Raw genomic sequence first — 1894 nt, forward strand, 5'->3', positions numbered from 1 at the left:
AAACTTATTATACTTCTTATACTTCTTATACTTCTTATACTTCTTATACTTCTTATACTTCTTATACTTCTTATACTTCTTATACTTCTTATACTTCTTATACTTCTTATACTTCTTATACTTCTTATACTTCTTATACTTCTTATACTTCTTTCAGAATAATGCATCATAAAAAAGGTAATCTGCCTTTAGTGACAAATTACCTTTAAGAGAAACTTAAATAAAACTATATTATTTTGCTTTGATTATTTTTAGATCAATAATTGACATTGAGTTTGGTGGTACTTCACCAGGTATACCTTCAACGCCATATCCACCTTCAGGTTTAATATAGACTTTAACCATTCCCCCTTCCCCTGCGCGTTCTACAAAGGAATTTAGTGGTGCAGGTAACTGATTATAAGGCAATGTGACAGGGTTTTGATCGGTGTACAATACTGTAACCTTACCATCTGTTAATTGCTCTCTCATAATAAAAGTCACATCTTTATTTTTGACGTCTTTTATCGGTGAGCCTGCTTGCATGATTTTATAGTAAGTGTTGTTATCGAGCTTACTGTATTTTTGAGCAGTAATTTGTTCAATAATCTTTTGGTTTTTCTTCGCATTTTCTGCGGCGATCGCTTTTAAATCTTTGCTAGGCGGAACTCGCCCTGCCAAACTTGTATTCGGTTTTGATCCACTTCTCGCTTTTAATGCATCATTTTCATCTTGTAGTTGAGTTATCAGTCGATTCAACTCCATAATTTGTGATTTTAAAGTTTCATCACTCGAAATGGATTTACGCGAATCTAACTCTGTTTGTAATTTTTTCAATTTCTCTTGTGCTAATGCTAATTCCTTCTGAGAAGTCGTTTTTAAATCACCAAAAAGCTTATTTGTGTCTGCCAGTTTTTGCTCAACCTCAGACTGTTTCTTTGTTTTAGCCGCTATATCACTTTCAAGTTTGCTAATTTTGTCTTCTTGAGACTTAGTTTGCTTAACAAATTGCTGATTTTGCTGCTCAAGTTTTCTCTTCTCATTTTCTTGGGCAGTAAGGGCATCATTAATTGATTTTTTCTCAGATTCTAACTTAGCTAAAGCTGATTCTTTTTGCTTCAATAGGGCAATCTGTTTATTTAAGTCTATTGTTAGCTCTTTAACTTGCTTGTCACTTGCTTGCCCTATTAGCGCTGTTTGTTTTTCAAAATCTTTTTGTAACTTCAACAGGTCTGCGTTGGCTTGCTTCAGCTGCGCCTGTGCGGTGGCATAATTCTGCTCTTGCTGGCTGAGTTTTGCCTGCAAGTCCGCCTGCTGTTTTTCACTGCTCGTGAACTGTTTTGACAATGCATTTTGCGCGGCTTGCTGCTCGGCTAACTGTTTTTTCGCCGCGGCTAGTTCGGTTTCTAACGCCACTTTCTCAGCCGCTTTCGCGGTTTGCTCCGCTAATGACGCTTGGATTTTATCCGCTTGTTGCGCTTTTTGCTGTAGCTGGGCTGTTAGCTGTTGGTTTTTCTCGGCTAACACTTTCGCATCCGCTTGCTGTTTGGCTAAGGCGTCGCGGGTGGTTTGGCTTTCCGTTTCCGCTTTCTTCAGCCCGTCTTCTTTTTGCTTCAGCAACGCGAGTTGTTTGTTTAAATCCGCCGTCAGTGCTTTAACTTGCTGATCGCTGGCTTGATTCATTAAAGCAGTTTTTGTTTCAACTTCATTTTTCAGCTTCTGCAAATCCGCATTCGCTTGCTTCAGTTGAGCCTGAGCTGCGGCGTGATCTTGCTCTTGTTGACGGAGTTTCGCCTGCAAGTCGGCCTGCTGTTTTTCGCTGCTCGTGAACTGTTTTGACAACGCATTTTGCGTGGCTTGGTGCTCGGCTAGCTGTTTTTTCGCCGCGGCCAGTTCAGCTTCTAACGCCACTTTT

General features: G+C 39.5%; 1 protein-coding gene. It reads right to left on the reverse strand.

Translation table 11 applies throughout. The features are described from left to right. Positions 1-231: 231 nt before the first annotated feature. Positions 232-1894: hypothetical protein (locus tag PSE60_RS15880; protein WP_272666008.1), on the reverse strand; the 1663-nt coding region annotated here is incomplete at its 5' end.

This window comes from Providencia sp. PROV174 (assembly GCF_028480685.1).
GTDB lineage: Bacteria > Pseudomonadota > Gammaproteobacteria > Enterobacterales > Enterobacteriaceae > Providencia > Providencia rettgeri.